At 68.2% G+C, this 25,473-nt stretch carries 19 protein-coding genes; 3 read left to right on the forward strand and 16 right to left on the reverse strand.

What is annotated here, in order from left to right:
• The first annotated feature begins 35 nt into the window (after positions 1–35).
• Positions 36–998 carry a VOC family protein gene (locus tag AC2YG9_RS13155; protein WP_487298426.1) on the forward strand — a complete coding sequence of 321 codons (963 nt, stop codon included), beginning with the start codon at positions 36–38 and terminating at the stop codon, positions 996–998.
• Here the strand turns inward: AC2YG9_RS13155 and dnaE are convergent.
• From dnaE to AC2YG9_RS13175, 4 genes are all read right to left on the reverse strand, one after another.
• The gene (gene dnaE, locus AC2YG9_RS13160) at positions 995–4,426 is read right to left on the reverse strand and encodes a DNA polymerase III subunit alpha (protein ID WP_487298427.1); all 3,432 of its coding nucleotides are present in this window, start codon (positions 4,424–4,426) and stop codon (positions 995–997) included. The genes AC2YG9_RS13155 and dnaE overlap by 4 nt on opposite strands.
• Before the next feature lie 48 nt (positions 4,427–4,474).
• Positions 4,475–4,564, reverse strand: a complete 90-nt coding sequence (sidA, locus tag AC2YG9_RS13165) for a cell division inhibitor SidA (RefSeq protein WP_487298428.1) — start codon at positions 4,562–4,564, stop codon at positions 4,475–4,477.
• Between the two features lie 130 nt (positions 4,565–4,694).
• Complete coding sequence (locus AC2YG9_RS13170) at positions 4,695–10,562, reverse strand: M10 family metallopeptidase C-terminal domain-containing protein (RefSeq protein WP_487298429.1); 5,868 nt, start codon at positions 10,560–10,562, stop codon at positions 4,695–4,697.
• A 73-nt stretch (positions 10,563–10,635) separates the two neighbouring features.
• Positions 10,636–10,953 carry a hypothetical protein gene (locus tag AC2YG9_RS13175; protein WP_487298430.1) on the reverse strand — a complete coding sequence of 106 codons (318 nt, stop codon included), beginning with the start codon at positions 10,951–10,953 and terminating at the stop codon, positions 10,636–10,638.
• Positions 10,954–11,113: 160 nt separating this feature from the next.
• On the opposite strand from AC2YG9_RS13175, the gene AC2YG9_RS13180 reads away from it, so the two are divergent.
• Together AC2YG9_RS13180 and AC2YG9_RS13185 are read left to right on the forward strand one after the other, a co-directional pair.
• On the forward strand, positions 11,114–11,485 hold the full coding sequence (locus tag AC2YG9_RS13180; protein ID WP_487298431.1) for a BlaI/MecI/CopY family transcriptional regulator: 372 nt from the start codon (positions 11,114–11,116) through the stop codon (positions 11,483–11,485).
• Complete coding sequence (locus AC2YG9_RS13185) at positions 11,485–13,647, forward strand: M56 family metallopeptidase (RefSeq protein ID WP_487298432.1); 2,163 nt, start codon at positions 11,485–11,487, stop codon at positions 13,645–13,647. Before AC2YG9_RS13180 ends, AC2YG9_RS13185 begins: the two co-directional genes overlap by 1 nt.
• On the opposite strand, the gene AC2YG9_RS13190 is transcribed toward AC2YG9_RS13185, so the two are convergent.
• The 12 genes from AC2YG9_RS13190 to AC2YG9_RS13245 form a co-directional block, all read right to left on the reverse strand.
• A complete protein-coding gene (locus tag AC2YG9_RS13190; protein ID WP_487298433.1) occupies positions 13,648–14,334 on the reverse strand; it encodes an ABC transporter ATP-binding protein in 687 nt (228 codons plus the stop codon).
• Positions 14,327–15,580, reverse strand: coding sequence for a lipoprotein-releasing ABC transporter permease subunit (locus AC2YG9_RS13195; RefSeq protein ID WP_487298598.1), 1,254 nt, complete (start codon positions 15,578–15,580; stop codon positions 14,327–14,329). The genes AC2YG9_RS13190 and AC2YG9_RS13195 overlap by 8 nt, the downstream gene beginning before the upstream one ends.
• A gap of 37 nt (positions 15,581–15,617) precedes the next feature.
• Positions 15,618–16,931: a proline--tRNA ligase gene (proS, locus tag AC2YG9_RS13200; RefSeq protein WP_487298434.1), complete on the reverse strand. Its 1,314-nt coding sequence runs from the start codon at positions 16,929–16,931 to the stop codon at positions 15,618–15,620.
• Between the two features lie 285 nt (positions 16,932–17,216).
• Positions 17,217–17,477, reverse strand: coding sequence for a DUF1467 family protein (locus tag AC2YG9_RS13205; RefSeq protein WP_487298435.1), 261 nt, complete (start codon positions 17,475–17,477; stop codon positions 17,217–17,219).
• Positions 17,477–17,896 carry a methylmalonyl-CoA epimerase gene (gene mce, locus AC2YG9_RS13210; protein ID WP_487298436.1) on the reverse strand — a complete coding sequence of 140 codons (420 nt, stop codon included), beginning with the start codon at positions 17,894–17,896 and terminating at the stop codon, positions 17,477–17,479. Before mce ends, AC2YG9_RS13205 begins: the two co-directional genes overlap by 1 nt.
• Positions 17,897–18,203: 307 nt before the next feature.
• Positions 18,204–18,929, reverse strand: coding sequence for a rhomboid family intramembrane serine protease (locus AC2YG9_RS13215; protein ID WP_487298437.1), 726 nt, complete (start codon positions 18,927–18,929; stop codon positions 18,204–18,206).
• The gene (locus tag AC2YG9_RS13220; RefSeq protein WP_487298438.1) at positions 18,929–20,611 is read right to left on the reverse strand and encodes a ribonuclease J; all 1,683 of its coding nucleotides are present in this window, start codon (positions 20,609–20,611) and stop codon (positions 18,929–18,931) included. Before AC2YG9_RS13220 ends, AC2YG9_RS13215 begins: the two co-directional genes overlap by 1 nt.
• Positions 20,612–20,616: 5 nt before the next feature.
• The gene (locus AC2YG9_RS13225; RefSeq protein WP_487298439.1) at positions 20,617–21,390 is read right to left on the reverse strand and encodes a type III pantothenate kinase; all 774 of its coding nucleotides are present in this window, start codon (positions 21,388–21,390) and stop codon (positions 20,617–20,619) included.
• A complete protein-coding gene (locus tag AC2YG9_RS13230) occupies positions 21,391–22,149 on the reverse strand; it encodes a biotin--[acetyl-CoA-carboxylase] ligase (protein ID WP_487298599.1) in 759 nt (252 codons plus the stop codon).
• Positions 22,128–22,502, reverse strand: a complete 375-nt coding sequence (locus AC2YG9_RS13235; RefSeq protein ID WP_487298600.1) for a DUF1801 domain-containing protein — start codon at positions 22,500–22,502, stop codon at positions 22,128–22,130. Before AC2YG9_RS13235 ends, AC2YG9_RS13230 begins: the two co-directional genes overlap by 22 nt.
• Positions 22,503–22,505: 3 nt before the next feature.
• A complete protein-coding gene (gene nuoN / locus AC2YG9_RS13240) occupies positions 22,506–23,969 on the reverse strand; it encodes an NADH-quinone oxidoreductase subunit NuoN (protein ID WP_487298440.1) in 1,464 nt (487 codons plus the stop codon).
• Between the two features lie 10 nt (positions 23,970–23,979).
• Entirely contained in the window at positions 23,980–25,464 is a 1,485-nt protein-coding gene (locus AC2YG9_RS13245; protein WP_487298441.1) for an NADH-quinone oxidoreductase subunit M, read from the reverse strand.
• Positions 25,465–25,473 lie beyond the last annotated feature (9 nt).

Here is a 25,473-nt window from a genome sequence, read left to right on the forward strand (position 1 = left end):
CTGACCGCCAATCGGTCCCACAGCCCGGAGGCGGCATGCGCATCGCCCTGATCCTCTGCGCCGTTCTGGCGCTGTCCCCGACGGTTGGCGATGCGCGCGACGGACCGGCCTCCCCGGTCGTACCGGCGGTGATCCGGGCCCCTGACCATGTCCTGCTCTGGGGGGACGAGAAGGTCATGGCGCGGACCCTGGAGCGTCTGGGCTTCAAACTGAAGAAGGGCTCGTCCTTCGAGGGCGCCTTCGGCAGCCATACCATCATGTTCGCGGACTACAGCTTTCTGGAGTTGCTGCACGTCATTGATCGGACCAGGGCCACGAGCCCACGGGCCAGGGACGAGCTGGCTTTCGTGGACCAGGGTCCCGGCGCCAACAGCTTCGCCTTCCAGGTCAGCGGCGCCGATCCCGCCAGGGCTCAGCTGGAAGCCGCCGGCTTCAAGGTCGGCGCCATCGAGGGCGACACCCACGATCCGGACGGGCCCGATGGGCCCAGACCCGTGCAGCCGGCCAGCTGGCGGGACTTCCACTTCGCCGTCCCGCCGCTGCATGGCGCCGAGATCTTCTTCATCGAGTATGCGCCGGAAGAGCCCTTAAGCGCCGAGGCCCTGGCCAGCTTCCAGGCCCGCGTCGCTCACCCGAACACGGCCAGATCCCTGTCGGCCATCTGGATCGCCGTCGCCGACCCGGCGGCGGAGGCGGCCGTCTACCGGCGTATGGGTTTCAAGGTCATCGAGGGCTCCCCCTGGACCGTCGAGGTCGGCCCAGGCCGCATCCTGCTGGTCCGGCTGGGCGTCGCGCCGACAGGTCGGCGCCAAGGCCCCAGGATCGTCGGCCTGAGCGTGGCCGTCGCCGACCTGGCGGCCGCCGAACGCCATGTACGGGAGGCCTATCCGACAACAGGCCCGCGCTATGACGGGACCCTGGGCGCCTCGGTCCGCAGCCCGACGGAGGACACCCTCGGCCTGTTCATCGAGTTTCACGCCGGGGCGGCGAAGCCCTAGACGTCTTCCAGATAGGCCACGCCCGGCGCGGTCTTCAGCGCCCCGCGCAGTGACGCATCCAGCGAATAGAACCCCGGCAGCTTCATCTCGATCTCGCGCCCGCCGCCGATGCCGGCGACCAGGATGACCTCGCCGCCGCGCTGTGACGCCGCCCGGGTCAGCCGCTGCTTGAGGCTGTCGATCTCGGCCGATCCGGACGAGATGTGCACGCGCAGGCCGGCGGCGACCGCCTCGATGGACTGGTCGACCGGCTCGGCGTCGTCGCCGAAGAAGCGGACCTCGCCGTCCTTGGCCTTGGCCCGCACGCGGATGACCACGGCCTTGCCCGGCTCCAGCACATCGCGGCATTTGCGCAAGGATTCCGGCGGGAACAGCACCTCGTATTCGCCGGTCGGGTCCGACATCGAGACGAAGGCAAACTTGTCGCCGCTCTGGCTGGCCCGTTCCTGGCGGCGGCGTACGATGCCGGCCATCTTGAAGGCGTCGCGGCCGGCCTCGGCTTCCGGCAGGGCGTCCTGAAGAAGGGTCACGCGCCGACGCTGCAGCACCTTGACCATGTCCTCCAGCGGGTGGCCGGTCAGGTAGAAGCCGACAGCGGCCAGCTCCTCGTCCAGCCGGCGGATCTGGTCCCAGGGCTCGACCTTGGGCAGGCGCGGCCGGGAGGCCTCCGACTGATCGCCGCCGAACAGGCTGACCTGGGATGAGGCGCGGTCGGCGGCCAGACTCTGGCCATGAGCGATCAGCACATCGGCCGCGGCGACGATCTGGCCCCGGCTGGGATGGATGCTGTCGAAGGCGCCCGCCCGCGCCAGGCCTTCCAGCGCCCGCTTGTTGACCTGTTTGGGATCAAGCCGCTCGACGACGTCGAAGATGTCCTTGAACGGGCCGCCCTCATTACGCACCTCGACCAGGTGCTCCATGGCCGACAGGCCGACATTGCGCACCGCGCCCAGGGCATAGAGCACCTCGCCGTCTTCGACCTCGAAGTCGGCGCCCGAGCGGTTTACGTCCGGAGCCCGCACAGGCACGCCCGAACGGCGGGCGTCCTGATAGAAGACCGCCAGCTTGTCGGTGTTGGAGATATCGAGACTCATGGAGGCGGCCATGAACTCGACCGGCGCGTTCGCCTTCAACCAGGCCGTCTGGTAGCTGATCAGCGCGTAGGCGGCGGCGTGGGACTTGTTGAAGCCGTAGCCGGCGAACTTCTCGACCAGATCGAAGATCGACCTGGCCTGGTTCGGATCGACCCCCTTCGTCTCTGCGCCGGCCACGAAACGGACCTTCTGGGCGGCCATTTCCTCGGGCTTCTTCTTGCCCATGGCGCGGCGCAGAAGGTCGGCGTCGCCCAGGCTGTAGCCGGCCAGGATCTGGGCGATCTGCATCACCTGTTCCTGGTAGACGACGATGCCGTAGGTCTCCTTCAGCACCGACTCCAGGGTCGGGTGCAGGTAGTCGATGGGCTTTCGACCGAACTTGCAGTCGACGAAGCTGTCGATGTTGTCCATCGGCCCCGGCCGATAGAGCGAGATGATGGCGGTGACTTCTTCCAGCGATCCGGGCCGCAGCTTGCGCAGGGTGTCGCGCATGCCCTGGCTTTCCAGCTGGAACACCCCGACCGTCTGGCCCGAACTCATCAGCTCGTAGGAGGCGGCGTCGTCGATCGCCAGAGCGTCGATATCGATGGCCGCCCCACGCTTGGCCATGTGCTTGAGGGCCCGGTCGATGACCGTCAGGGTCTTGAGGCCCAGGAAGTCGAACTTCACCAGCCCGGCGCTTTCGACCCACTTCATGTTGAACTGGGTGGCCGGCAGGTCCGAGCGCGGGTCCTTGTACAGCGGCGTCAGCTCGACCAGTGGCCGGTCGCCGATGACCACCCCGGCAGCGTGGGTCGAGGCGTTGCGGTAGAGACCCTCCAGCCGCAAGGCGACGTTCAGGCACATGGCGACCTGCTCGTCCTCGTCGCGGGCCTGTTTGAGGCGCGGCTCGATCTCGATGGCCTGGGCCAGGGTCGTGGGGTTGGCCGGGTTGTTGGGGATCATCTTGGCCAGACGATCCACCAGCCCCAGCGACAGCTGCATCACCCGGCCGACGTCGCGGACCACGGCGCGGGCCTGCAGCGTGCCGAAGGTGATGATCTGGGCGACCTTGTCGTCGCCGTACTTCTGCTGAACGTAGGTGATCACCTCGCCCCGGCGTTCCTGGCAGAAGTCGATATCGAAGTCGGGCATCGAGACCCGCTCCGGATTGAGGAAGCGCTCGAACAGCAGGCCGAACCGCAGGGGATCCAGCCCCGTGATGGTCAGCGACCAGGCGACCAGCGAGCCGGCGCCCGACCCCCGTCCCGGCCCCACGGGAATGCCGTGGGCCTTGGCCCATTTGATGAAGTCCGACACGATCAGGAAGTAGCCGGAGAACCCCATCTGCTGGATGATCCCGACCTCGAACTCGAGACGGGCCCAGTACTCGTCCTCGGGGGCCGCCAGCTCGACCGAGGCCAGCCGGGCTTTCAGGCCCTCGCGCGCCTGGTGGGCCAGTTCGTCCGCCTCGCTACGGCCGGCCCCGGTATCGAACCTCGGCAGGATCGGATCGCGCTTCTTGACCATGAAGGCGCAGCGCCGTGCGATCTCCAGCGTCTGGTCGCAGGCCTCGGGCAGATCACTGAACAGGGCCCGCATCTCGGCGGCGGTCTTGAAATAGTGTTCGGCCGTCACCCGCCGCCGTTCATCCTGGCCGACGAAGGCCCCGTCGGAGATGCATAGCAGGGCGTCGTGCGCCTCATGCATCGACCTGTCGGGATAGTAGACGTCGTTGGTCGCGACCAGCGGCACGTCGTTGGCATAGGCCCAGGCCACAAGGCCCGGCTCGGCCGCCGCCTGCTGCGGCAGGCCATGACGTTGCAGTTCGACGTAGAAGCGATCCCCGAACACCGCGTGCATCGCGGCCAGGGCCTTGTCGCCGTCCGGGGTCTTGCCGGCTGCGAACAGGGGGTCGATCGGACCGTCCGTGCCGCCCGACAGCAGGATCAGTCCCTCGCTGTGGGCCGCCACCTTGCTCCAGGACACCGAGGGTTCGGACACCGCGTCGATGTCCAGGTAGGCCGACGAGCTGAGTTCGGAGAGGTTTAGATAGCCCCGCTCGTTCTGGGCGATCAGGGTAATGGTCGGCGTCCGCGCCCAGCGTTCGGGCGGCCCCTCGCCGATGCCGGTGACCGGCAGGGCGCAGGCCACCAGCGGCTGCACACCCGCCTCCTTGGCGGCGACGGAAAATTCGAGGGCGCCGAACAGGTTGGCCCGGTCGGCGATGCCGATGGCCGGCATGCCCTCCGCGGCGGCCAGCTTCGGCGTCTTGTCGGCCTTGATGGCCCCCTCGAGCAGGCTATAGGCCGAGCGCACCCGCAAATGGACAAAGCCGTTCGCCAGATCCGCCATTTGCCTACGTCAACCTCCGCCTACTGCGGGTTCATCCTTAAGACCGACTCAGGCCGCGACATAGGCCAGCGAGCACATCATCCACACAAAGCTGACCACAGACGCCAGAGCGAGGGTTTCGCGAGCAATTCTGGCCATTCGAGCCTCCCCGGTTCAAGTTCCGGGTTTGTTCTTATTCCCGTTTTGTTCCACAGGCAAGCGTAAAGTGGAACAGCCTGTTGGCGGGCTGTGGAGGGGATCGGGGAGGTCCTGCGCCCTCCCCTTCAGCCTAGAACAGCCAGCCGTCCTTCGGAGGTTCGGCGGGCATCGGAACCGGCAGGCCAATGAAGTCGGCGGCGCTCAGCGACGAGGCCTGCACCCCGGTCAGGGTGACTGAACCGCCATCCGAGAAGATCACCTTGGCCCCGGCCGCCAGTTGCACGATCGAGCTGTAGCCGCCGTAGGCGCTGACATCGATGCGGTCCACGCCATCCTGGAAGTCGGCGATGGTGTTGGTCGTCCCGTCGCCGGGCGCCAGGACGAAGATGTCCGCGCCTGCGCCGCCGGTCAGGGTGTCCTGCCCCGCGCCGCCGATGAGAACATCGTCGCCGTCGCCGCCGTTGAGCTTGTCATTGCCCAGGCCCCCTTCGAGCCGGTCATTGCCGCCCAGCCCGTTGAGGGTGTCGTTGCCGTCCAGGCCCTGCAGGGTGTCGAACCGGTCGTCGCCGTTCAGAGTGTTTGCCCCGGCGGTGCCGACCAGGGTCCGCTCGGACCCCGCCGGCGGCGAAGGCGGTGGTGGCGGGGGCGGCGGCGCCGGCAGGCCGTGGAAGCTGGCAGCCGTGATAGCTCCGGCGTTAATCCCGACCAGCCGCAGTCCGACGCCGGTGGCGGCATCGATCATGACCACCGTGTCGGCGCCGCTCTGGGTAATGCTGTCGTACTTGGCGAAGCTGCCGACACCGATCTTGTCCAGTCCGACCTGGAAGTCGGCGACGATGTCGATGCCGCCGCCGACATCGCCGTAAAACAGGTCACCGCCGGCCCCGCCGATCAGATAATCGCGCCCGACGCCGCCATGCAGCTGGTCGCTGCCGTTGCCGCCGTTCAGCAGGTCGTCGCCGCCGAGGCCGTAGAGATCGTCGTTGCCGCCCAGCGCCTTGATGTAATCGCGCACGCCGGTCCCGAAGTGGGCCTCGGTGATTTCCTCGCCCGTGGTGACGACATATGGATCGGGCTGCGTCACGGCGAAGCCCTGGTAACTGGGATCGCCCAGCGCCGACAGACCCAGGCCCTGCAGGCGCAGGCTTTGGCCCGGGCCCAGCAGGACGACCGTGTCGGACCCGTCGAGATAGGTCCCGACGAAGAGGGCTTCATCGATGGCGATCTTGTCCTGGCCGACCGTGAAGTCGGTGACGAGATCCTCGCCGCTGCCGGCGCCGCCGACGAACAGGTCGTTGCCCGTCCCGCCGGTCAACCGGTCGATACCGGCTCCGCCGGCCAGCACGTCATTGCCGTCGCCGCCCTGCAGCAGGTCGTCGCCGCCCTCGCCGGTCAGGGTATCGACCCCGCCCAGTCCCTGGATCTGATCAGCCGCCGCGGCGCCGTGGATGATCTCGCCGGCGCTGGTCCCGACGATCAGGTTGTAGCCCGGCTCTGCCGGCGGCCCAGGCGGCGGCGGCGGGGGAGGTGGCGGCGGAGGTGGCGGAGGCGGCGGCGGGCTGACGCCGGTGATGAAGTCGGCCGCGCTCAGCTGCGAGACGTTGATCCCGGTCAGCGTGACGTAGCCGCCATCGGCGAAGATCACCTTGGCGCCCGCCGCCAGCTGGCTGATCGAGCTGTAGACGCCGCCGTATCCGGAGATATCGATCTTATCTACGCCGTCCTGGAAGTCGGCGATGGTGTTGGCCCCGTCGCCGGTGGCCAGCATGAAGACATCGGCGCCGGCGCCACCGGTCAGGGTGTCCTGACCCGCGCCGCCGACCAGCACGTCGTCGCCGTCACCACCGAACAGCTTGTCGGCCCCTGTCCCGCCCTCGAGGCGGTCGGAACCACCCAGGCCGTTGAGCGTGTCGTTGCCGTCCAGACCCTGGATCAGGTCCCAGCGATCATCGCCGTTCAAGGTGTTGGCGCTCGCATTGCCGGTCAGCGTCCGCTCGGACCCCGGCCCCGCGGGAGGTGGCGGCGGCGGGGGCGGGGGAGGCGGCGGCGGCGGAGGTGGCGGCGGGGGCAGCAGGCCCACGAAGCTGGCGTCGGAAAGACCGGCGGCCTGCACGCCTACCAGCCGGAAGCTCATGCCGGTTCCGACCGTGACGATGGCGTCGGCGCCGTCCTGGGTCGCGGCCCAGGGCCCCATGCTGTTTAGGTGGATGTGGTCGGACCCGACCGTGAAGTCGGTGATGGTGTCGTTCCCACCGCCGGTCAGGGCCATGAAGGTGTCGGACCCGGAGCCGCCGGTCAGGATGTCGTCGCCGAAGTCGCCCCACAGGTAGTCGTCGCCGTCGCCGCCGATGAGCAGGTCGTCATTGTCGTTGCCCATCAGATTGTCGCTGCCGCCGAGCCCCCGAAGCTCGTCGCGGGCGTCCAGGCCCATCAGGGTATCGCCGGCGTCGGTGCCGCTCTGCAGCACGTAGATCGGCGGCGGAGGGGGTGGAGGCGGAGGGGGTGGAGGGGGCGGCGGAGGCGGAGGGGGGCTGGTCCCGGTGATGAAGCTGGCGGCGGTCAGTTGGCTGGCCTGAATCCCGGTCAGGGTCACTGTGCTGCCGTCGGAAAGGGACACCCTTGCTCCGCCCGCCAGTTGGCTGATGGCGGCGTAGCCACCGAAGGCCGTCAGATCGATCTTGTCCACGCCAAGCTGGAAGTCGGCGATGGTGTTGGTCGTCCCGTCGCCCAGCCCCATGACGAAGGTGTCCGCGCCGGCTCCGCCGGTCAGGGTGTCCTGGCCCGCGCCACCGATCAGCAGGTCGTCTCCGTCGCCGCCGTTCAGCTTGTCGGCGCCGATGCCGCCTTCAAGACGGTCGGAGCCGCCCAGGCCGTTCAGCGTGTCGTTGCCGTCGAGGCCAAGGAGGGTTTCCCACAGCTCGGTGCCGTTCAGGATGTTGGCGGCGACAGTGCCGGTGATGGTTCCCTGCGATCCCGGCGCGGTCGGCCCGGGCGGGGGCGGCGCAACGGGCGGCGGCAGCGGCGGCGGCGGGCTGGTCAGGCCACGGAAGTTGCCGGCCGTCAGGGTATGGGCCTGAACATTCAGCAGCCGCACGGTGACGCCGGCGGCGATGGTCAGGTCGGCATGGGCGCCCGCCTGGACGACCGACTGGTAGTTGCCGAAGGCGGTCAGGTCGATCTGATCGATCCCGACCTCGAAGTCGGTGATGGTGTCCGCGCCTGAGAAGCTATCGAAGACGAACCGGTCAGCGCCGGTCCCGCCGGTCAGATTGTCGGCCGCCGCGCCACCGCTGAGGATGTCGTCGCCATCCTCGCCCCAAAGGCTGTCGGCGTCGTCGCCGCCGTTCATGGTGTCCTTGCCGATACCACCGCGCAGCTGGTCCAGGCCGCCGTCACCGTTGACGACGTCGTCGCCGTCTCCGCCCCACAGCTGGTCGCCGCCGCCGTGGCCGTTGATGCCGTCGGCGCCGGCCTCGCCGTACAGCAGATCATCGCCCAGATTGCCGGTCAGGACGTCGTTGTCGTCGCCGCCGCGCAGCTCGTCGTTGCCGTCACCGCCATGCAGGTTGTCGTCGCCGGCCAGTCCGTGGATGACATCGTTTCCGCCCTCGCCGGCCATGAGCTGGGCGGTGTAGTTCCCCGTCATCGTGTTGTTGAGACCGTTGCCGTACAGCGACTGGCTGATGCCAAGGGCGACGAGGTTCTCGACGTTGTCGGGCAGGGACAGGTAGTTGATGGCGGTGCCGAGGGTGTCGTTCCCCTCCCCGGCCAGTTCGACGACGATGTCGCCGGTGACCACGTTGTAGTAGTCGTCGCCGATCCCGCCGGCCAGCTGGTCGATATCCGTGTCGGCCCCGGCGATGAGCTCGTCGTTGCCCGCCCCGCCGATCAGGTCGTCCATCCCGGCGCCGCCGAAGATCTGGTCGTCGCCGTCGCCGCCTTCCAGCTGGTCGGCGCCGCCGAGCCCTTGCAGGATGTCATTACCGCCCAATCCGCGCAGGACGTCGTCCCAGGCGTCGCCCGTCAGGGTCTCGCCCAGCGCCGTGCCGTCGAGCACGACGGTCGGGGGCGCCACCCGGCCGATGAAATTGTTGTCGTTGAAACTGCCGGTCCAGCCGACCACCCGCAGCGTCACGCCGCCGGCGAAGGTGAACAGGCTGTCGCCGCCGGTCTGGACCAGGGTGGTCCAGTAGCCGAAGGCGGAGATGTCGATCTTGTCGTCGACCCAGACCCAGCTGGTAATCCGGTCGGCGCCGCCGCCGACCTCGACGACATAGACGTCCTTGCCGTCGCCGCCGTTCAGGACATCGTTTCCGGCCCCGCCGCGCAGGGTGTCGTTGCCCTGCAGACCGACCAGGCTGTCGGTTCCATCACCGCCTTCGAGGACGTCGTCACCGCCATTGCCGTTCAGGGTGTCGTCGCCGCCGAGGCCGCGCAGGGTGTCGTTGCCGGTGTCGCCGTTGAGGGTGTCGTTGCCGCTCGTGCCGAGGATCGGCTCCGAATAGCCGACGAAGCTGTTCAGGGTCAGCGCTGTCGCCTGGATGTTGCGCAGCAGGACCGTCTCACCTCCGGCGAAGGTCAGCAGGGTGTCGGCCCCGGACTGGGTCTTGCTGACGAACAGGCCCGTCGCGCTGATATCCATCCGGTCGGCGCCGAGGGCGAAGTCGGTGATGGTGTCGCCGCCGCCACTCAGGCTGACGTGGAAGATGTCTTGTCCGTCGCCGCCGGTCAGGGTGTCGTTGCCGGCCAGGCCGAACAGCGTGTCGTCACTGCCGCCGCCGCGCAGGTCGTTGGCGGCGTCGTTGCCGACGATGAGGTCGGAGCCGGAGCCACCGATGGCGTTCTCGATGACCGCGCCGATGGCGACGGCGATGTTGCCGCGCATGCCGCCGACATTGGAGAAGGCGCCCTGTTGCAGGTCGATGACCTGCTGCTGGACGTAGCCCGAGAAGTCGAAAGTATCGATGCCGCCGGCGTCCCAGACGGCGAAGATGAGTGGGCCGTTGGCGGCGCTGAACCAGGCGCGGCCGGCGTTGGCGTTGAAGCCGTAGGTCGTGTCGCCGGTGCGGGTGGTCGTGTTGGCGCCGTACAGGCGCTGGGCCGCCGCAATGTCGTGCAGCATGGTGGTGGCGGGATAGTTCACGCCGTAGTCGGCGCCGGTCTCCGTCTCCCAGAAGTAGGACATCACCGTGTACTGGTTACTGTCCTGCAGGTACTCGGCGCTGCCGGCGTAGGTGGGGTCTCCGCCGTTGTAGTCGCCCGGGTGATCCAGGCCGATGGCGTGGCCGATCTCGTGAACCAGGGTCAGGAACCCGTAGCCGCCGAGCGTAAGGTTGAAGTTGCTGGTCTCGGTGGCATTGACCCAGACGTCGCCGGAGGTCTCATCGTCGAACGGCGAGACAGCCGGATTGCCCGAGTCCGGCATATAGGCGAAGGCCGCCGCGCCGTCGTTGGCGTCGCTGTAGTTGGCGAAGCGGATGGCCCCGGTGTTGGAATAGCCACTGACGATGTTGAAAGAGATGCCTGCGACATCGGACCAGGCGCTCAGCGCCTGGGTGGCGGCGGTGATCTGCGAGGCGCTGAACCTGGAGAAGCCGACAATGCCCTCGCCGAGGGCATAGCCCGGCCGGGTGTTGAGGAAGCTGACCGAGACGCTGACCGGCGTGCCGAGCACGCCCTGACCGTTCCAGGAGAGATTGTCGCGGGTCAGCTGCTCCGCCGCCTGGGCGACGCTGAAGGACGGCTTGCTCAGGAACTGGGCATCGCCCGAGACCCCGGCCAGGAACCGGGCGCCGGGAATGGCGCCGCCGACCAGCGGGAGCGGGTCGAACACCAGGCTGGGACGGGCGACCTTGACCGCCATGACGTCGTCGCCATCGACACGGGAAATCGGCTCTTCGAGCGGCGGGCCGCGCGTGGGGAGGGCTTCGACCTCGGGTCTCACATCGTCGCGCTCGACCTCGAAGTCATCGAACCGGAGCTGATCTTCAAAGGTCACGGAACATCCCCCAACACGCAACTGTGGGGAGACCCTAGGAGGGGGCTATCGCGAAAGCAACCCGAACCGGGTGTTACGCTTCGTCGCCATTCATCGGCGGATTGTGCAGGGCGACGATGTCTTCCAGCTCGGCCCGGCGGATGGCCCGGGTGACGTTCAGCCGAACCAGAATGGTGTTGGCCCCGAAGCTCTTCTTGGCCTTGTCCCAGCCGGAATGGACACCCTTGTGCAGGCATTCGGTCTCGCCGGCGAAGACCACCTGGCGCTCGGCGCCCTTCAACTTGACGAACAGGTAGTTGGCCCCGGTCGGAGAGATCGGCCCCTCGCCCTCCAGCGGCTGGTAGCGGTAGCCATGGCCTGACTGGCCTTCGAACTCATACAGATGGGCCATGCACGCCTCCCGACTACGGAACGTTTCTATGGCCTTGTTTGCATGGCGAAATCTGGGCGCGCGGGCGCCGGTCAGAGGGCGCCGCTGACCCTTGTTCGTGACGGTTGACAGCGACACGCGACATTTGTAGCGTACTCGTGACGTGAGACGAGGCCGCCCGATGAATCAACCCCCATCCGACACCGAGCTCGAGATTCTCAAGGTCTTCTGGCGCGACGGCGCGGCCAGCGCCCGCGAGATCCAGGCCGCCCTGCCCGAGGCGCTCGACTGGACCGCCTCGACTACCCGCACAGTGCTTGAGCGCATGAGGGCAAAGGGATTGCTGGTGCGGCGATCGGTCCACGGCCTGGCGGTCTATGAGGCGGCCCAGGCCAAGGCCGACATCCTCGGCGGCGTGCTGCGCCGGGTGATGCGCCAGGTGCTCGAGGTCGAGGGTCCATTGCCCGCCGCCGCCTTCGCCGGCAGCGCCATTCTTTCGCCCGACGAACTGCGTGACCTCGAGGCCCTGCTCAACGCCGAGGAGGACAAGTGATGAACGGCGTCACCCTCACCCTGCTGATCCTCGGGTCCACCCTGCCGATGAGCGCGCTCGGCCTCGCCGCCGGTCTGCTGGTCGAGCGGATCACCGGCGCGCCGCGCCTGCGCGAGCGGGTCTGGAGCCTCAGCCTGCTGGCTCCGGTCCTGGCCGTGGTCGCGGTCGTCCTGATCTCGCCACATCTGTCGAAGCCCGCACCGCCGGCGACCCCGGTCGCCGCCGCCGCCGACCAGACGACCAGCAGCGTCGTACTCACCACCCCCACGGCGGTCGATCCGCTGCAAACCGCGAGCGATCTCGTCGTCCTGCTCGGCCCCGTACTGCTGCTCAGCGTCATTCTGCTGGGCATGGTGGTCGCCGTGGCCCTGCTCGTCCGTGGCCATGTCCTGCTGGGCCAGCTTCTCGCCGCCGCCAGGCCGCTGGACGACAGCGCCCTGTCGGCCGATCTCGACCGCCAGGCCGCCGCCCTCAAGGTCCGCAGCCCCAGCCTGAAGGCCTCCGACCGGGCCGGCAGCCCGTTGCTGGCCGGGCTGCTCAAGCCCGCCATCGTCATTCCCAAAGCCCTCACCGCCCTGCCTACCCCGCGTCTGGCGCTGATCTGCGGCCACGAGCTGGCCCACCTCAAGCGCGGCGACAATCCGCGCGCCTGGGCCGAGGGCCTGCTGCTTGCGGTCATGTGGTTCAATCCCTTCATGGGCATGATCCACGCCCGATTGAACGCCGCCCGCGAGGAACATTGCGACGCCATCGCCCTGGCCCAGGCCGACACAGCCGCTCGCCGCGCTTACGCCGAAACCCTCATTGAAACGCTCCGCCTCAGCGCCGGTCCGGAGCCGCAGTCCGCATTCATCGGCGCCGGAAGGAAGACCGCCATGCGCCTGAAGGCCATCCTCAAGCCTCACGCCCCCGCCGGCCTTGGCGCCCGCGCCGGCGTCATCGCGATCGGCGCCGTCCTGGCCCTTAGTGTCGGAGGCGGCGCCGTCGCCCTGGCCATGCAGGCTGCGCCCCAGAAGGCGCTCGTCGGGCGGGCGTCCAGCTGGCAGCAGTCCTCGCAGGATAATGCCCTGTCGCCCAAGGGCATGATCTCAATCGCCGCCGACAGCATGGAAAAGCAGGATGGCGTCACCTACTGGCGCGGTCGCCCGGCCATCAGCCTGCGGGCGGCCACCGGAGATCCCAAACGTGACGCCGAGCTGGCTCTGGTCCGCTTCCTGATCAACGGCAAACCGGCGCCGGAGGGCTTCACGCCCAACAGCCTGGACGCCGATGACATTGGCCTGATCAAAGTTCGCGGCACGAACAAGGACGGCTCTGGTCCGGCGATCATCGACATCGTCCTGGCCCCCGACTCCCCACCAGAACCGCCGGCTCCGCCGACCGCGCCGGCCCCGGAGGCGCCGCCGCCCCCGCCAGAACCGCCCGAGCCGGCGACCCCGATGGTAGCGCCGACCCCGCCCATCGCGCCGACTCCGCCTACTCCGGTCGGTCGCATGGCCCCGCTTGCGCCCGCCGCGCCCGTCGCCCGCCTGGCCCCACTTCCGCCGACCCCGCCTCCGGCGCCCCCGGCCCCGCCCGCGCCGCCGCAGCCGGTCATCTCCCGCCCCGTGTTTGACGCCCGGCCGACCGGCGCCGACGTCGCCGCCGTCTATCCCCGCAATGCGCTCAACGCCAGGATCTCGGGTCGGGTGCTGCTGATGTGCAAGACGACGGACGTCGGCCTGCTGGTCGACTGCACCACCCGCAATGAAACCCCGGCCGGCAACGGCTTTGCGGAGGCAGCTCTGAAGCTCGCGCCCAAATTTCGTCTACGCCCCACGCCGGACGGAAAGCCGCTCGGCAATGGCGCTGTCGGCATTCCGATCCAATTCACCGCTCCTGCAGTAGATGGCCAGGTGGCTCGGCGTATCGCTTACCGCGACGCTGCGGCGCAGGGGCTAAAGGCGTCTTGCCGGTCGCGGGATGCAATCGCCCAACAGTATTGCTCGATGATGCTCTTCTCTGCCAATGACGAGCGGACCGTCTGTATCGGCGACAATGAACGTTCCGAAGAGGTCTACCGCCGGGGCGTCGCGGCCCTGAACCGCCTGTCGGACTTGGAGGCGACCAACGAGCGCCTTGCGAAGCGGGCCATGCAGCAGGCTTTCCCCTGCCGCGCCTGATTAGAACCGCCGCTCTTCCAGGTGGCCGTCCTTGAGGGCGAACACCCGGTCCATGTAGCGGGCCAGCTCCAGGTTATGGGTCGCGATCAGGGCGGCGACGCCCTGGTCGCGAACCGCGTCGTGCAGGGTCTGGAAGACGCTGGCGGCGGTGTCCGGGTCGAGGTTGCCCGTCGGCTCGTCGGCCAGCAGCAGCTTGGGCTCATTGGTCAGGGCGCGGGCGATGGCCACCCGCTGCTGCTCGCCGCCCGACAGCTGGGCCGGCTGGTGGTCGAGGCGTTCCGACAGGCCCATGCTGGCCAGCAGGCTCTCGGCCCGCGCCTGGGTCCAGGCCTTGTCGCGGCCCTGGATCAGGGCCGGCAGGGCGACGTTCTCCAGCGCCGTGAACTCCGGCAGCAGATGGTGGAACTGGTAGACGAAACCGATGCTGGCCAGCCGCAGCAGGGTGCGCGGCCGGTCGCCGAGTTTGGTGCAGTCCTGGCCGGCGATGAACACCTGGCCCTCGGTCGGATGCTCCAGCAGACCGGCCGCATGCAGCAGTGACGACTTGCCCGAACCCGATGGCCCGATCAGCCCGACGATCTCGCCCGGCATGACGTCGAGATCGACGCCCTTCAGCACCTCCAGCGGGCCGGAGCCGGCTTCGTAGGTGCGTTTGACGCCGCGCAGGCTGAGGGTCGGGCTACTCATAGCGAAGCGCCTCGACGGGATCGAGACTGGCGGCCCGCAGGGCCGGCGGCAGGGTGGCGATGAAGCTGACCAGCAGCGACACCCCGACGATCAGCGCCACCTCGGGCCATTCGATGCGGGCCGGGATGTGGGTCAGGAAATAGACGTCGGCGTTGAACACGCTGGTCCCGGTCACCCATTCGACGAACTTCTGGATCGACTGGATGTTCATGCAGAACAGCACGCCAAGGATCAGCCCGGCCAGGGTGCCCGCTACCCCGACGCTGGCCCCGGCCATGAAGAAGATGCGCAGCACCGCGTTCTTGGTCGCCCCCATGGTGCGCAGGATGGCGATGTCGCGGCTCTTGTTCTTAACCAGCATGATCAGGCCCGAGACGATGTTGATCGCCGCGATGATGACGATGCAGAACAGGATGAAGCGCATCACGGTGCGTTCGACCTGCAGGGCGTTGAAGAAGCTCTGGTTCTTCTCGGTCCAGTCGCTGACGCTGGCCCCGGGGCCGGCGGCCTGGCGGATGGCCGGCTTCATCTCGGCGGCGGCGTCGGGGTCGTCCAGCTTGACCTCGAGGACATCGACGCTGCCCTCCTTGCCGAAGAACAGCTGGGCCTGCTCCAGCGGCATGTAGGCGAAGGCCTGGTCGTACTCGCTCATGCCGACGCTGAAGACGCCGCCGACAGTGTAGTCCTTCTGGTTGGCCGACATGCCGAAGGCCGAGGGCGAGCTGGAGGCCGCCACAAGGGTCACCGCATCGCCGGGCCCGACGCCCAGCTGCATGGCCAGCCGGTCGCCCAGCAGGATCAGATCGCCGCCGTACTCGCCCTGGCCGTAGCCCTCGATAGAGCCGCCGGGCTTGATGGACTTGGAGACGAGCGGCGTCGCTTCCAGGTCCTTGCGGCTGACCCCGCGCACGATGGCGCCGCCGGCCTGGCCGCGGCCGACGATCATCACCTGGCCCTCGATCATCGGGGTGACCTGGGAAACGCCGGGCAGATTGCGGATCCGCTGCACCACCCCGTCGCGCTCGGCGTCGGAAAGGGGAAGCGCGCCAACCACATAGGCGTGGCCGTTGAAGCCGAGGATCTTGTCGAGCAGCTCGGTGCGGAAGCCGTTCATGACGCTCATGACGACGATCAGCACCAGCACCGCCGCCCCGATGCCGACGAAGGCGAGGATGGAGATCAGGGCCACGCCCGCGTCCTGCCGACGGGCCCGCAGGTAGCGGCCGGCGACGGCGCGCTCCCACATCCCGAACGGCGCGGCCTTGGCCCCGGCTTTGCTCACCCTAGGCGAGCCCGGCCAGGACGGCGTCGAGCGAGGCGACCGAGCGTTCGCCCGTGGCGCGCACCTTCACTTCCACATTGCCCTCCGCGATGGACTTGGGCCCCACGACGATCTGCCGGGGGATGCCGATGAGGTCCATCGTTGCAAATTTCGCGCCCGCCCGCTCGTCGCGGTCGTCGTAGAGCACGGCCTTGCCGGCCGCCTTGGCGGCGGCGTAGGCCTTTTCACAGGCCGCGTCGCAGGCCGCGTCGCCGGACTTCAGGTTGATGATCCCCAGGTCGTAGGGGGCCACCGCGTCCGGCCAGATGATGCCGTTCTCGTCGTGGCTGGCCTCGATGATGGCGCCCAGCAGGCGCGAGACGCCGACGCCGTAGCTGCCCATGTGGACGGGCGCGTTGGAGCCGTCGGGGCCGGCGACGTTGGCCTTCATCGGCTTGGAGTACTTCTCGCCGAAATAGAAGATGTGGCCGACCTCGATGCCGCGGGCCGACAGCTGCTTGTCGGCGGGGACGGCGTTGAAGGCCGCCTCGTCGTGCATCTCTTCGGTCGCCGCGTAGAGGGCGGTGCGCTGGTCCACGAGGGGTTGGAGATCGCCGTCGAAATCGACGTCCGCGCCGGGCGCGCCCATCTCGACCAGGTCCTTGTGGCAGAACACCTGGGACTCGCCAGTGTCGGCCAGGACGATGAACTCGTGGGAAAGATCGCCGCCGATCGGGCCGGTGTCGGCCTTCATCGGCACGGCCTTCAGGCCCATGCGGGCGAAGGTGTTGAGGTAGGCGACGAACATGCGGTTGTAGGACTTGCGGGCATCGGCCTCGTTGAGGTCGAAGCTGTAGGCGTCCTTCATCAGGAACTCGCGGCCGCGCATGACGCCGAAGCGGGGGCGGCGCTCGTCGCGGAACTTCCACTGGATGTTGTAGAGGTTGAGCGGCAGGTCCTTGTAGCTCTTCACCGAGGCCCGGAAGATGTCAGTGACGACTTCCTCGGCCGTGGGCCCGTAGAGCAGGTCGCGCTTGTGGCGGTCGGTGATGCGCAGCATCTCGTCGCCATAGGCCTCGTAGCGGCCCGACTCGCGCCACAGGTCGGCGAGCTGCAGAGTCGGCATCAACAGTTCGATGGCGCCGGCGCGGTCCATTTCCTCACGGACGATCTGCTCGATCTTCTTCAGCACCCGCAGGCCCAGCGGCAGCCAGGCGTAGATGCCGGCGGCCTCCTGCCGGATCATGCCGGCGCGCAGCATCAGCTGGTGGGAGACGATCTGGACGTCGGCGGGCACTTCCTTGAGTACCGGCAGGAAAAAGCGCGACAGGCGCATGGCAACCCCGTTGAGAATTCGGCGCTGACTTAGCCGGTGGGGGGTCTGATTGGCAATGTGACCGGGCGAAAAGAAGGCCGCCGGGTCAAACCCAGGCGGCCTCCAAGTCAATCGTCGGGGAACATACGCCACGGAACACTGCGGGCGAGGCCCGCTCTCCGAGACCTGAGAATGCACGCCATGCCGCCTCGATCGCAGCAGGGATGAGCGATCAGCCCCCGCAATCGCCGATGTGCCTAGAGATTGCGCAGCCGCGGCGCGAGCTGGCGCCGCAAACCTGTGCAGTCAGTTCCAGTGGGCCAGCGATGGCATCGGGATCCAGCCGAACTTCAGCGCCGCCATCAGGATGATCCAGAGGATGGCCGACACCCAGGTGGTAGTGATGAACTTCTTCTTGAGGTTGGGATTGACCGGCGCGCCGGGGTCGCCACCGTCGGTCACCTTGATGCCGCTCTCGTGGTAGCTGCGGCTGCCCAGCGGCAGGATGACGAACAGGGTCGTCCACCAGATGGTCAGGTAGACGGCGAACATGGTCAGCGGACCCATCAGTGGTGATCCCCCTTGGGCGTTTCCATCAGCTCGACCAGCATCCCGCCCATGTCCTTGGGGTGGATGAAGATCACCGGCGTACCATGCGCCCCGATGCGCGGTTCGCCCAGCACCGTCGCGCCCTTGGCCTTCATGTCGTCGCGGGCGGCGATGATGTCCTCGACCTCGAAACAGATGTGGTGCTGGCCGCCCTTGGGGTTCTTGGCCAGGAAGCCGTGGATCGGGGATGCCTCGCCGTAGGGCTCGATCAGCTCGATCTGGCTGTTGGGCAGGTTGACGAAACAGACCCAGACGCCCTGCTCCGGCATGGCCCATTTGTCGGTGATCGAGGTCGCGCCGAGCACGTCGCGGTACATCTTCACCGCTTCGTCGATGGAGGGGGTGGCGACGCCGACGTGGTTGAGTTTGCCGATCATGGGGAGTCCTGCCTGGATGATGCGGGGCTGTCGTACACCGGATGGCGCGGCGTCTCCAGCGTGACGGAGCGGCAGCGGGGCCGGCTGGAGGGTGGTTTATCGAAGCGGAACCATTGTAGCACGGCGCGGCGCAGGGAAAGTGGGAATTTTCGCCTATTTTTCAGCGGTTTATGACCAACTTCGGACCGACAAACGACCGCTGGAAAGCCGACATTCGACCGCCCTGAAACCACCCTCTATCCTCGCAGCGTTGCGGGACCGCGCACGGGGCCGAATTTGGGACCCGGAATTTTACCCGGAGAAAATTCTAGAAGTGGATCGGCCTGGCCCGGAAGACCGGCAGGCCAATCAGCAGCAACCCGGCGAGGTAACCGCCGAGGTGGGCTTCCCAGGCGATGCCGCCGTAGCTCATCTGGCCGGACATCAGGGCGGGCAGCAGGACGATGGCCATGATCACCAGATTGCTGACGATGGCCGACCCAGTCTGGCGGGCGACCTGGCGGGAGAAGATCGGGACGAGGCTGCCGTTCGGTCCCAGGCGGGCGCTGGCGCCCCAGAGGCCGAAGATCGCGCCGGACGCGCCGATCATCGGGACGGCGCTGGACGGGTGGATGGCGAGATACACCGCGTCGCCGATCAGGCCGCAGAGGACATAGAAGGCAAGGTAGATGCCGAGCGCACTGGGCTGGCGGCCGAAGCGCAGGGCGACGATGGGGCCCAGCTGCGCCAGGGCCAGCATGTTGAAGATCAGGTGGGCGATGCCGGCGTGCAGGAACATGCTGCTGAACGGCGTCCACCAGCGGCCCTCGGCCAGGGCGGCGGCGGAGAGGCCGCCCCAGTCGATGCCGATGTTGCCGTCGCCCTCCAGCAGCCGCCAGATCTGCCAGACGGCGGCCAGCAGGATGGCGACGGTGACCACGATGTTGGGCCAGGCCAGTTTCCACAGCTCGCCGGGACCAAGGCGGCGTTCCAGACGCGGCGGCGGCTCAGCGGGCGGCGGCGCGTTCGACCAGGGTCCGGTGGGATCGCTCATCAGATGCGCAGCACCACGGCTTCGACCACCGGCTTGCGCTCCCAGATGCGATAGGCGGCCTTCTTGACCACCCGGCAGATGGCCTGCTCGACGATCTCGTCGAAGGCGCGGTCCTCGCCGGGGATCTTGCGGATCGCCTGTTCGGCCTCGTCGGCCAGGTCGTCGAGCGCGTCATCGAGGGGGTATTCCTCGTCGCCGGGCAGGCCCAGCGCGCGGACTTGCGGGCCGCTAACGAGCTTGCCCTTGTCGTCGAGGACGACGGAGACGGTCAGGGCGCCGTTGAAGGCGGCGTGGCGGCGCTGCTTGAGAGCGTCGCCGTTCTCGGGCGTCAGCACGCCGGCGTCGACGTAGAGGCGGCCGGACGGCACCTCGTCGATGATCGACGGGTGGCCGGGCGCCAGCCTGACCATGTCGCCGTTGCGCGGCGTCACCGTCATTGGCACCTGCAGGTCCTTGGCCAGGGCGGCGTGTTCCAGCAGGTGGCGGCGCTCGCCATGGGTCGGGACGGCGATCTGCGGCCGGGCCCACTGGTACATCTGCTTGAGTTCGTCGCGGCAAGGGTGGCCGCTGACGTGGATGCCCGGGTGGTCGCGCTCGGTGTAGAGGCGGACGCCCCGGTCCGAGAGGCCGTTCTGCAGGGCGCGGATCGGCACCTCGTTGCCGGGGATCACCCGGCTGGAGAAGATGACGTGGTCGCCGTTGCCCAGGGTGATGTGGGGATGGGTGCCCGAGGCAATGCGCGACAGGGCGGCGCGCGGCTCGCCCTGGCTGCCGGTGCAGAGGTAGAGGATGCTGCTCTCGGGGAAGTAGCCGGCTTCCTTTTCGCTGACGAACTCGGCCACACCCTTCATCAGCCCGACCGACTTGGCGGCGGCGGCCATGCGGTGCATCGAGCGGCCGACCAGGCAGACACGGCGCCCGGCGTCCTCGGCGGCCCGGATGACGGTGTCCATGCGGGCGACGTTTGAGGCGAAACAGCCGACGGCGATCTTGCCCTTGAGCGAGCCGATCAGCTTGGTCATCGCCACGCGGACCTCGCCTTCGGAGCCGGCGAAGCCGTCCACGAAGACGTTGGTGCTGTCGCAGACCATGGCCAGCACGCCCTCGTCGCCGAGGCGGCGGATGGCGGCCGCGTCGGTGACGGCGCCCAGCAGCGGGTCCGGATCGATCTTCCAGTCGCCGGTGTGCAGGATGGTGCCGAGCGGCGTGCGGATCGCCAGGCCGTTGGGCTCCGGGATCGAGTGGGTCAGGGTGATCAGTTCGAGCTCGAAGGGGCCGAGCTCGATGGAGCCGCCGAGGGCGACTTCGGTGATGTGAACCTCGTCGAGGATGCCCTTCTCGCGCAGCTTCTCGCGCAGCAGGAAGGCGGTGAAGGGCGTGGCGTAGACCGGCGCCTTCAGTCGCGGCCACAGCCAGGCGACGGCGCCGATGTGGTCCTCATGGGCGTGGGTCAGGACGATGCCGAGGATGTCGTCGGCATAGGCCTCGATGTACTCGGGATCGGGCAGGATGACCTCGACGCCGGGCGTCGTCTGGTCGCCGAAGGTGATGCCGAGGTCGACGACGATCCACTTGCGGTCCTCTTCCGGCCCGTAGCCGTAGAGATTGAAGTTCATGCCGATTTCGTTGGAGCCCCCCAGCGGCAGGAAAATGAGTTCATCGCTGGCGTGAGGCGTAGGCATGACGGTCAAGTGGTGTTCCTGCGGTGGATTTCCAGCAGACCCCGGATCGTGAGGTCGCCGTCGAAGATGTCGATGGTGTCGGTGGCGCCCTCGAACAGCGAGAAGACCCCGCCTGTGGCGACAACCGTCAGATGGCCGCCGCGTTCCTCCTTGATGCGCCGGACCAGCCCTTCGATGAGGCCGATGTAGCCCCAGAAGACGCCCGACTGCATGGCGGTGACGGTGTCGGTGCCGACCACGCGGTTGCGTTCGGGCCGCTGGATTGCGATCCGGGGCAGCTTGGCCGCGGCCTCGTGCAGCGCCTGCATGGAGAGGTTGATGCCGGGGGCGATGACTCCGCCCTCGAAGCCCCCGTCGGCCCCGATGACGTCGAAGGTGGTGGCGGTGCCGCTGTCGATGACGATCAGCGGGCCCGGATAGGCGATGTGCGCCCCGATGGCGTTGACCAGGCGGTCGGCGCCGGCCTCGGAGGGTTTGTCGATGCGCACTGGGATGCCCAGCTCGGCGTTCTCGCCGATGACCAGCGGCTCGACGTGCAGATAGCGGCGGGAAAGATTGCGCAGGTTGAACAGCGACTGCGGCACGACGCTGGATATGATGCAGCTGGTCAGGGCCCCCAGGCTCATGCCCGACATGGCCAGGAGCTGGGCCAGCCACACGGCGTATTCATCAGCCGTGCGCGTGCTCTCGGTGGCGGTGCGCCACTGGGCGATCCAGTCCGACCCGTCATGTACGGCGAAGAGGGTGTTGGTGTTGCCCTGTTCGATGGCCAGCAGCATTCAGCGGTCTCCGAAAAACACGTCGCCCGCCGTGATGCGGCGCAGCATGCCGTCTGGCAAGCGCAGTCTGAGCGATCCGTCGGTATCGAGGCCCTCGGCGACGCCCTCGAGGGTCTCATTGCCCAGCCGCGCGACGCAGGGCTCGCCCAGGCCATGGGCCCGGCGGGTCCAGGCGTCGGCGATGGCGGGAAAGCCCAGGCGGTCCCAGACCGCCTGCCAGCGGGCGAAGGCCTCGGCCAGGACGTTGAGCGCGTCCAGCGGCCTGGGCGGCGGGCCGGTCATGTGGGCGGCAAAGGTGGTGGCCGGGCGTTCGGGATTTTCGGGAGCTTCGGCAAGGTTCACGCCGATGCCGACCGCCAGCCATAGACCCCCGAGCGGTGACGGCCCGGATTCGATGAGGACGCCGCTGGTCTTCTTGCCCCCGATCAGCGGATCGTTGGGCCATTTCAGGGTGACCAGGCTGGCCGGGACATAGGCGTCGGCCAGGTCGGCGACGGCCAGGGCGGCGACAAAGCTGATCTGCGCCGCCTCGGCCGGCGGGCGCTGGGTGGTGAGCAGCAGGGTGGCGGCGAGGTTGCTCCCCTGCCCTGTTTCCCAGTTGCGGCCCCGACGGCCGCGCCCGGCGGTCTGGCGCCCTGCGGTCAGCCAGACCGGCCCCATCTCGCCGGCCTCGGCGCGGCGGCGGGCCTCGGCGTTGGTGGAGTCGATCTCGTCGTAGGCGACAATGGGCGGGAGAGTCACGCAGTCGCCTCCAGCCAGCGGGCGCAGAGGTCGGAGAAGGCGTCGGCCTTGGCGGCCACGGCAGCGGCGTCCGCGAAGACGACGACACCGCGATCCGGCGCGGGCCATCTGGCCAGCCTGGCGGGATCGGCGACGGCGAACCCGGCGGCGTCCTTCACCTTGGCGCCACGATGCAGGACGACGCGGACGCCGCCCTTGCGCTCGATGCCCAGGGTGATGCGGTCGTCATCGCCGAGCGCGAAGCTCGGCGCGTTCCACTTGATCCGCTCGGTCAGCTGTGGCCCGGCCAAGGCGATGAGCCCGCGCAGGGCGTCGACGGTAGCCAGATTGGCCGGGTCGAGCCCGGCCCTGAAGGTCTCGACGGAGGAGATCGCCTACCCCAGCGCCGCCGCCGCGGCCTTGGCCAGCGGCTCGAGCCAGATCAGCGCCACGATGCAGACCGGGAAGCTGAACAGGGCGCCCAGGATGCCGATCGTGCGGGCCTCCAGCGGCGGCTTCTCGGTGGCGCCCGGCGAGGGGTCCATCCACATGACCTTGATCAGGCGCAGGTAGTAGAAGGCGGCGACGACGCTGCCGACCAGGCCGAGAACGGCGGCCCAGGCCATGTAGGCGTTGGGGCCGGGCGCGACCCAGGGGCTGGGACCGGCGGCCCCGATGGCCGCCTGGAAGACGAAGATCTTGGCCCAGAAGCCGGCGAACGGCGGCAGGCCCAGCGCCGACAGGGACAGGGCGGTAATGCCCAGGGCCAGGCCCGGACGTTCCTTCACCAGACCGGCCATGTCGTCGATGGTTTCCATCGGCCTTCCGTCCCGCTGCAGGGCGCAGAGGATGGCGAAGAAGCCGGTCACGTCGACCATGTAGAGGACCATGAACAGCAGCATGGCCGAGGTCCCGGCCTGGCCGCCGGCGGCCAGGCCCAGCAGGGCGTAACCGATGTTGGCGATGGAGCTGTAGGCCCACAGGCGCTTCAGATTGCGCTGCGCCAGGCCCGCGAAGGCGCCGACGAAGATCGACATCATGGCGATGGCGACGATGACCTGGCGCCATTCAGCCAGAGCCGTGCCGAAAGCGTCGTTCAACACCCGGGCCAGGAGGACCATGGCGGCCAGCTTGGGCGCGGCCGAGAAGAAGCCGACGATGGGGGTCGGGGCGCCCTCGTAGACGTCCGGCGTCCACATGTGGAACGGCGCGGCCGAGACCTTGAAGGCGATGCCGCAGATCAGGAAGACCAGGCCGAACAGCCCACCCGCCCCTGCCCCGCCCGCCTTCACCGCCTCGGCGATGACCGGGAACTGGGTGGAGCCGGCGAAGCCGTAGATCAGCGAGGCGCCGTAGAGCAGCAGGCCCGACGACAGGGCGCCAAGCACGAAGTACTTGAGGCCGGCTTCCGAGCCCTTGGCGTCGTCGCGGCGGAAGGCGGCGAGGACGTAGAGGGCCAGCGAATGCAGTTCGATGCCCATGTAGAGGCTGATCAGGTCGCCGGCCGAGGCCATGACGCCCATGCCGAGGGCGGCCAGCAGCATCAGCACCGTCAGTTCAAACTTGGCCTCGCCGCGCCGTGCCAGCCAGCGGTCGGTCAGCAGGATCGAGACGGCGGTGAAGCCGTAGATGAAGACCTTGGCGAAGGCCGAGATCGGGTCGGCGATCAGCCCACCGGCGAAGGCCGTGCCATGCGGCCCGACCATTGCCAGCCAGGCGGCGGCGATCAGCGACAGGATGGCGACGCCGTTGAACAGCGCGGTGGCCTTGCCCTGGAAGGCGCCCCAGACCAGCAGCGCGCAGGACGAGGCCATCAGGACCACTTCGGGCCAGGCGAGAGAGAGGGAGCTCATGAACATGGCGTGACCCCTACCCGCCCGTCGCGGCGCGGTAAGCGCCGACCAGCGCGTCAACCGAGGCGCCGGTGTATTGGAAGATGCTGTGCGGATAGACCCCGAGGAACAGGGTCGAGACGATCAGCGGCACGAAGATGGCGACCTCGCGCCAGTCCAGGTCGGTGATGTTGGCCAGCTGCGGATTGGTGATCTCGCCGAACATCACGCGCCGGTACAGGGTCAGCGCGTACATGGCCGAGAGGATGACGCCGGTGGCGGCCAGCAGGGCCGTCCAGGTCGAGGCCTGGTAGGTGCCGGTCATGGTCATGATCTCGCCGACGAAGCCGCTGGTGCCGGGCAGGCCGACGTTACCCATGGTGAACAGCAGGAACACCGCCGCATACCAGGGCATGCGCTGGGTCAGGCCGCCGTAGAAGGCGATCTCGCGGGTGTGCATGCGGTCATAGACGACGCCGACGCAGAGGAACAATGCGCCGGAGATCACCCCGTGGCTGATCATCTGATAGATGGCGCCCTGCACCCCGACATCGTTGCCGCTGAAGATGCCCATGGTCACGAAGCCCATGTGGGCCACCGAGCTGTAGGCGATCAGCTTCTTGATGTCGGTCTGCCGGAAGGCGACCAGCGAGGTGTAGATGATGGCGATGGCCGACAGGCCGAAGACCAGCGGGGTCCAGACCTCCGACGCCTGCGGGAACATCGGCAGGGAGAAGCGCAGGAAGCCGTAGCCGCCGAGCTTCAGCAGGATGCCGGCCAGGATGACCGAACCGGCGGTCGGCGCCTCCACGTGGGCGTCGGGCAGCCAGGTGTGGACCGGCCACATCGGCATCTTGACCGCGAACGAGGCGAAGAAGGCCAGCCACAGCCAGGTCTGCAGCATCGGGTCGAACTTGTAGTTCATCAGTTCGGGGATCGAGCTGGTGCCCGAAATCCCGATCATGGCCAGCACCGCGGCCAGCATCAGCACCCCGCCCAGCAGGGTGTAGAGGAAGAACTTGAAGGCCGCGTAGATGCGCCGCTTGCCGCCCCAGATGCCGATGATCAGGAACATCGGCACCAGGCCGAATTCGAAGAACATGTAGAAGAGGATCAGGTCGAGGGCGGTGAAGACGCCGATGACCAGCACTTCCAGCACCAGGAAGGCGATCATGTATTCCGGCACCCGGTTCTCGATCGACTTCCACGAGGCCGCGATGCAGAGCGGCAGCAGGAAGGTCGTCAGGATGACGAACAGGATGGAGATCCCGTCGACGCCCATCCGGTAGTGCAAGCCCGCGAACAGCGGGAAGTCCTCGAGGAACTGGAAGCCCGGATCGCCGGCGTTGTACTGGGCCAGCATCAGCAGGCTCAGCGCGAACGTCACGACCGTGGTGGTCAGGGTGATCCAGCGTGCGGCGTTGTCCACGGCCGGGCCGGTGCGGCCGGTCAGGCGCAGGCCGAGGATGGCGAGGACGCCGACCAGCGGCGAGAAGGTGATGAGGGAGAGAATGCCGGTCATGGTCCTGGC

The organism is Caulobacter sp. SRI_014, from assembly GCF_057586315.1.

Bases quoted from the DNA above. Each gene is read 5' to 3' on its own strand.
- AC2YG9_RS13180 (WP_487298431.1), top strand. From the start codon at position 11,114: ATGAATCAACCCCCATCCGACACCGAGCTCGAGATTCTCAAGGTCTTC.
- nuoN (WP_487298440.1), bottom strand. From the start codon at position 23,969: ATGTTCATGAGCTCCCTCTCTCTCGCCTGGCCCGAAGTGGTCCTGATG.
- sidA (WP_487298428.1), bottom strand. From the start codon at position 4,564: ATGGCCAGAATTGCTCGCGAAACCCTCGCTCTGGCGTCTGTGGTCAGC.
- AC2YG9_RS13225 (WP_487298439.1), bottom strand. From the start codon at position 21,390: ATGCTGCTGGCCATCGAACAGGGCAACACCAACACCCTCTTCGCCGTA.
- AC2YG9_RS13175 (WP_487298430.1), bottom strand. From the start codon at position 10,953: ATGGCCCATCTGTATGAGTTCGAAGGCCAGTCAGGCCATGGCTACCGC.
- AC2YG9_RS13155 (WP_487298426.1), top strand. From the start codon at position 36: ATGCGCATCGCCCTGATCCTCTGCGCCGTTCTGGCGCTGTCCCCGACG.
- AC2YG9_RS13190 (WP_487298433.1), bottom strand. From the start codon at position 14,334: ATGAGTAGCCCGACCCTCAGCCTGCGCGGCGTCAAACGCACCTACGAA.
- AC2YG9_RS13185 (WP_487298432.1), top strand. From the start codon at position 11,485: ATGAACGGCGTCACCCTCACCCTGCTGATCCTCGGGTCCACCCTGCCG.
- AC2YG9_RS13195 (WP_487298598.1), bottom strand. From the start codon at position 15,580: ATGTGGGAGCGCGCCGTCGCCGGCCGCTACCTGCGGGCCCGTCGGCAG.
- AC2YG9_RS13220 (WP_487298438.1), bottom strand. From the start codon at position 20,611: ATGCCTACGCCTCACGCCAGCGATGAACTCATTTTCCTGCCGCTGGGG.
- AC2YG9_RS13215 (WP_487298437.1), bottom strand. From the start codon at position 18,929: ATGAGCGATCCCACCGGACCCTGGTCGAACGCGCCGCCGCCCGCTGAG.
- mce (WP_487298436.1), bottom strand. From the start codon at position 17,896: ATGATCGGCAAACTCAACCACGTCGGCGTCGCCACCCCCTCCATCGAC.
- proS (WP_487298434.1), bottom strand. From the start codon at position 16,931: ATGCGCCTGTCGCGCTTTTTCCTGCCGGTACTCAAGGAAGTGCCCGCC.
- AC2YG9_RS13245 (WP_487298441.1), bottom strand. From the start codon at position 25,464: ATGACCGGCATTCTCTCCCTCATCACCTTCTCGCCGCTGGTCGGCGTC.
- dnaE (WP_487298427.1), bottom strand. From the start codon at position 4,426: ATGGCGGATCTGGCGAACGGCTTTGTCCATTTGCGGGTGCGCTCGGCC.
- AC2YG9_RS13205 (WP_487298435.1), bottom strand. From the start codon at position 17,477: ATGGGTCCGCTGACCATGTTCGCCGTCTACCTGACCATCTGGTGGACG.